General features: G+C 66.9%; 6 protein-coding genes. All 6 read right to left on the minus strand.

Annotated elements, in window-relative coordinates; translation table 11 throughout:
• Positions 1-897: 897 nt before the first annotated feature.
• Positions 898-1371, minus strand: a complete 474-nt coding sequence (locus tag ABEA67_RS19335; RefSeq protein ID WP_345468509.1) for a hypothetical protein — start codon at positions 1369-1371, stop codon at positions 898-900.
• Between the two features lie 46 nt (positions 1372-1417).
• Positions 1418-2854 carry a hypothetical protein gene (locus tag ABEA67_RS19340; protein WP_345468511.1) on the minus strand — a complete coding sequence of 479 codons (1437 nt, stop codon included), beginning with the start codon at positions 2852-2854 and terminating at the stop codon, positions 1418-1420.
• Positions 2851-3267, minus strand: a complete 417-nt coding sequence (locus ABEA67_RS19345) for a hypothetical protein (protein WP_345468513.1) — start codon at positions 3265-3267, stop codon at positions 2851-2853. Before ABEA67_RS19345 ends, ABEA67_RS19340 begins: the two co-directional genes overlap by 4 nt.
• Positions 3258-3632, minus strand: coding sequence for a VRR-NUC domain-containing protein (locus ABEA67_RS19350; RefSeq protein ID WP_345468515.1), 375 nt, complete (start codon positions 3630-3632; stop codon positions 3258-3260). Before ABEA67_RS19350 ends, ABEA67_RS19345 begins: the two co-directional genes overlap by 10 nt.
• A gap of 62 nt (positions 3633-3694) precedes the next feature.
• The gene (locus ABEA67_RS19355) at positions 3695-4036 is read right to left on the minus strand and encodes a hypothetical protein (protein WP_345468517.1); all 342 of its coding nucleotides are present in this window, start codon (positions 4034-4036) and stop codon (positions 3695-3697) included.
• A 77-nt stretch (positions 4037-4113) separates the two neighbouring features.
• On the minus strand, positions 4114-4370 hold a 257-nt coding region (locus ABEA67_RS19360), incomplete at its 5' end, for a hypothetical protein (RefSeq protein WP_345468519.1).

The raw sequence follows: 4370 nt of genomic DNA on the forward strand, positions 1-4370 counted from the left end.
CCCTGGCGCTAATGACGGTCATGCCAGAGGTGTATTTAAACCGGCTTCTTCGAACGCTCAGCAAAAACGAGGAATTCTTTCGCCAGCACGGCTATTCGCTCCACTATGCAAGGTGCAACTCCTGAGTAGAGGCGGGTGACTTCTTCTTTCTCCATCCCGCAGCGTCCCATCACCTGGGGGACAGTCAGGCCCTCTTCGTCGATCAGGTGATGGGACGCTGCGGGCCATCGGCAACACGCCGTGCTCGCCTCGCGCCCAGTTGTGGCGGATGGTGCTGAGCATCTGGTGAGCGCGGTTGTCCGGCTGTTGCGGTGCGATGGGTACTATAGCCGTCGGTCCTCGCATAGACGCGCGGGTCAGCGCTGACAGTCCAGCCCATGTCCACCCTGGTGGACAGCGGGGCGACGCACAAGGATTTGCCTTCTTGGCAGCGGCGTCTTGAGGTGGTCGTGGGGCAGGGGAGTCCTGCGGCCCGGTGGACGCGGTCATGCCGCGATGCGCCCAGGTTTGAAGGCCCTGGGCCGGCCGCACAGCAAATCCCGCGTAGCCCACGCGCCGGGAGGAGGGTGTTGGATTCACATCCTGTGGGCGCGCGGGGCGGTGCGGGCCGCCCCCGTTCCAAGGGGCCAGAAACGACAGTGCCGCCCAACGTCAGGCGCTGCGCGGTTGGGTTGGGTATAGGCGGTCTTAGCCGCATGTTCTGGAAGGCCGGGGGACCGGCAAGCGGATGGGAGAGAAGGTCAGCGCTTCATGGCGAACACCTCCAGGCCAGCCCGCACGCTCGGCAACGTGCGGGCTGGCCGCTAATCAATAAAAAGCGCCCCCGCATGGGCAGGGGCGTTCAGGGTAGACGACGGCGAGTTTGATGGAAATTAGGCTAATTCATGCCGTGATTTGTCAACCCCCCCGGGGCTTCTGACAGAAGCGGGCTTTAATCACGTCCGTAAAGTTGCGCGCGAAATCCTCAAGCCGCTGGGCCTGGAAGATGATGGTGGCGCTATCCTGATCGATATTCAACAGGCGTTCGCTCGTGTTCACGTCTCGGATAAGGATGTGCGCAGCATCCACGCGCTCAGCGTAGTCCCCGTTGCTGCTGCGCCATTGGTCTACCTCACCAGTGATTAGGATGCTGGCTTCGTCGGCAATCTTGGGGCTGTAGTCAGGCACGACCCGGTAGCCAGCAGATTCCAGAGCGTTCTTGATAGCTTGCGACGCCCGAAGGCCGTAGGTCCCAGAAAGGACTGGGTTGAGGGCGATCCCAAGAATCGGGGTGGAGCCAGGCGCGCAGGTTGTGGTGGGTGGAGTGGTAACGCGAAGTTGTGCAAACGCCGTACCGCTCAGAAGCAGCAGGATGGGAAGCAAGCGTTTCATAGCTTCAGCCTACTCACTCTCGCTGGGAGTGTCAGCCATTGCGAGTTTATTTGGTGGCGGGGGCATGCCACCCAGGGGAAGGATGCTTGTTCGGGATCTCGCTTCTGACAATGTCTTTGTCCCGTTCGCTCAGCAGGAGGGCACGGCGGATGGCCTCGAATGCTCGGAGAAGGTCGGGGTACTTCTCTAATGTGGGCCGCAGCTTCAGGTAGTCGTCGTGTTCCTGATAGATCAGGTGCTCGTCGTCCGCCTGCCTGCGCCCCTGCTTCCGGCCCCCGGCCCGCTCGCTCTGGTCCTCGATCCAGCGGCAGAGGCTGGCCCAGCCCGGTGCACCGACGCGCGTCGCGGTTAGGGCTTCCAGCTCCCGCGCGTTCGCCACGGTGAGGCTGTGGCCGTCCTCGGCATACACGATGGTCAGGCGGGCGTAGTACTGGGTCATGCCGCCGTCCTCGTGCTCCTCGCGCACGGACAGGACGTCGCCGTGGAAGTACCTCCCCGTGTGGTGCTTGACCCGGTGCCGCTCCAGCTCGGCGTTCGCCTGTAGGTACGCCGCCCGGTGCCCCTGCACCTTTTGGGCGAGGGTAACAGCGCCCTGCACGTCGCCCGCCGCGAGTCGCTGGCAGGCCTCGAGCGAAAGCTGGTAGGCACTTATCAGGCTGTCGTGCAAGGTGCCCTGAAGCTCGCTGCCCTTCCCGGTGGTGGGCGCGGGCGCGTCGGTGCCCCCCACCTCGCGCTGCGCCTCGCGGACGATCTGCCGCAGCACACCCGGAATCTTCACCCGCTCGCGGCTCTCCGCGTCAGACAGGAAGTACCGCCGGTGGATGCACTTGGCGATGTTGTTGATCATGGCCCGCTGTTCCTGGTTCAGGCGCAGCACGTCCACGTCCTGAATCGGGTCGGGGAGATGGGGGTGACGCACGGGGCCGCGCCCACCACGCCCGGCCTGACGCGCCGCCGCTGCCGCCGCCTCCACGGTGGCCGCTTCCAGCAGGACGCGGGCAATGTCCACCTTCGCGGCCTTCTCGCTGCCCCTGGGAGCCACGATGCCCGCGAGTTGCCGGACGCGCTGCTCGGCCTCTTGGCGCAGGGCTGGGCCGCCCGGGGCCTGGTCTGCTTCAAGCTGCGCCGCCTCGCGCAGCAGGGCCACCAGGCGGGGCCAGCTCGGGCGGCTGCGGGCGTCGAGCAGGTAGCCGGGCGTTTCACCGCTGTGGGGGGCGCGCCCCACTTGAGTGGCGGGGACAGTCTGCTCCACGCCGTCGGGGAAGCGGATGCGGACGCTGGGGCTCTGCACGTCCTGGCGGGGGCCACGCACGACCACGGCGCGGCTGCCACTGCGGGGACGGTCGAAGGTGGGGGGCCGGTAGAACACCTGGTCTCCCGGCGTCAGGGCCAGCAGGTCGAAGGGCGTCACCTTTCGCTTCTTCTGGCCGGCCCGGCGTTCTTCGAGCTGCTGTTCCTGACGGACTCGGTCTTTCCAGTTCACTTCTGCTCCCCTTCCCGCACGCGGCGCTCCAGCAGCCGCACCAGCTCGTCGCGCTTCGCGTTGCGGCGGGCAATCTCCCCCAGGGCAGGGCCGCGTCGGGGGGCGTAGGCCGGGCCGTACCGCTGCTGATAGGCGTCAAGGGCGGTCTCGCCATAGCCGGTCAGGACGTAGCCCGGCCCGTCCGACCCCCAGGTCACCCAGCGAATGCGGCCATCGTTGGCGAGGATGCGCAGGAGGCCGCGCTGGTACTGGGTCATCTCGGCGTGGTCATCCTGCAGCCAGAGGCCCGCGCGTTTCAGGGCGGGGACGGGAGGCGTGGGGACACCGCTGAACACGGCGAGGAGCCGGTAAATGTGGGGGAGCGAAGGGGCAGGGCGGGGGGCTTCCTGGGGGTGTTCAGAGGTCAGGGGCATGCGATCCTTTCTTCGTCGGCAACGGAGAGCAGATCGGTGAGGGTCCAGACGACGGCGATGCGAAACCCGGCAGCGCGCAGTTCGGCGTGGCGCTCCAGTTGGGCTTCGCTGGGGCGGTTGCCCGGCTGCTTCAGTTCCAGCCAGAGGAGGGTGCGCGGTGCGCGGAAGGCCAGCAGGTCGGGGATGCCCTTGGTAGCCCAGATGCTCCCGCCCCGCGTGCTGCCCAGGAACATCTGCCAGACAGTCCAGCCACGTGCTTCCAGCTCGCGCACGGCGTCGGCCTGGAATGCGGCCTCGCTGGCATACCCGTTGCTGGCCGAGCGTGGGAGGCCCCCGCTCGGCAGGGCAGCCGGGGCAGAGGGCACATCCTTCGGGAAGAGGTGCGGGTGCCTGCGCTTGTACTCGCGCAGGAAGGCCTCGTCGAAGCTCAGAGCAGCACCTCGAGCAGGTTGGCGGGCATGAGCACCACCGTGGGCGTGGCACGGAACAGCCGCCACCAGGGACGCAGGGTGACGGTACGGGCACGGATATACCGGTACGTTTGCAGGAGGTGCTCGACCTCCCTCTCCTCGGCATCACGAATGGGGAGACCTCGGTAAGGACCAGACAGCACCTGTGAGGTCGTCGAGTCATAGGGGAGGAACCGGCGGGCAGCATACGCGGCCTGTTCGGCATCCTCACGTTCCTCGGAGCTGAGACGGCTCAGGGGAACGATGGCTCCCAGGCTGCTGATGGCCTCGTATGCCGTGAGGCTCCCGAGGGGCGACAAGGGGCAGCCGGGGTGATGGGCCGTGGCGTGTCCGCAGAGGCGGCAGCACCGTTCAGGGGGCGGCGACTGCGTCAGAATCACGCCTCGCTTTCAGAGGTCTCGGCCTCGTACTGACGCCGCCACACACGTGGGGCGTCCCAGATGCTTTTCACGACCGGGCCGGGGCGCAGGTCACCAGTCGCGGCGTCCATAACCTCCAGCCAGTAACCGCGCTCGTCGAACTGGATGCCGCCGCGCAACCCCATGCCCTGGAGTCCGGCCACGTAATCCATCGGCTTCACGTCGTCGGTGCCCTGGAAGTCGCGCCGGTCCTGCGCGCCGCGCTGCACGGCCC

It is taken from the genome of Deinococcus carri (assembly GCF_039545055.1).
Lineage (GTDB): Bacteria > Deinococcota > Deinococci > Deinococcales > Deinococcaceae > Deinococcus > Deinococcus carri.